The organism is Sinomonas humi (assembly GCF_000802235.1).
Classification (GTDB): Bacteria; Actinomycetota; Actinomycetes; order Actinomycetales; family Micrococcaceae; genus Sinomonas; species Sinomonas humi.
Genome location: NZ_JTDL01000004.1, coordinates 1 through 699, shown reverse-complemented (window position 1 = coordinate 699; position 699 = coordinate 1). Strand labels below are relative to the sequence as shown.

Here is a 699-nt window from a genome sequence, read left to right as displayed (position 1 = left end):
CGACGCGACCACGCCCACCAGGCCTACTACAACGCACACCCCGAACGCTTCCGCAGTCGTCCAAAGACCCCTGCCCCACCGAGCACCGTTGGCATCAACCTTGCCAACCCACCCTCGGAAACACCCCCCGACCGACTCCAAGCAGCTTGACAACGACCGCTGAGTCCGTTTCGGGTACGCCAACTGCCGCTCCGGGGCGCTTCGGGTACGACGACGGAGGGCATCTTTTCGACGGAAGGTGCCCTCCGTCGTCGTACGCATAGGTGATCCCCTCCCTGGTTAGGATGTGCCTCGTGGCGATCATCCACGAGGCAACCCTCGTCCCCGGCAAGCTCGAACTCCTCAATGCGTGGCTCCCACGGCAGCCCTGGGCGGCGCACGCTGACGTCCCCTCTGGCGCTGAACTCAGTCCTGATGCGGAACTGGATCGCCTGGGCACGTACCGCTTCGATGACCCTGAGGGACTGTAAGAAAAACGGTGTGAACGGCGTGGCCTGACCGAAAGGAAGGGCAATGACCGAGACCACCGACATGATCGATCCCGTGACGGGAGAGATCATCGATCAAAAGGAGCTCGCTGAGTCTTTGCTGGAGCAGGCGCGCGAGCAGGGCGTGAGCCTGGTGGGCCCGGGCGGGCTGCTGGCCGGGTTGACCAAGAGCGTGCTGGAGACCGCGCTCGAAGCCGAGATCACCGAGCAC

1 protein-coding gene and 1 pseudogene are annotated in these 699 nt (G+C 64.2%); both read left to right on the top strand.

What is annotated here, in order from left to right; translation table 11 throughout:
* Nucleotides 1-293: 293 nt before the first annotated feature.
* The gene (locus tag LK10_RS21605) at nucleotides 294-470 is read left to right on the top strand and encodes a hypothetical protein (protein ID WP_156143967.1); all 177 of its coding nucleotides are present in this window, start codon (nucleotides 294-296) and stop codon (nucleotides 468-470) included.
* Nucleotides 471-531: 61 nt separating this feature from the next.
* Nucleotides 532-699: pseudogene (locus tag LK10_RS00640) on the top strand (IS256 family transposase); the annotation flags it as partial.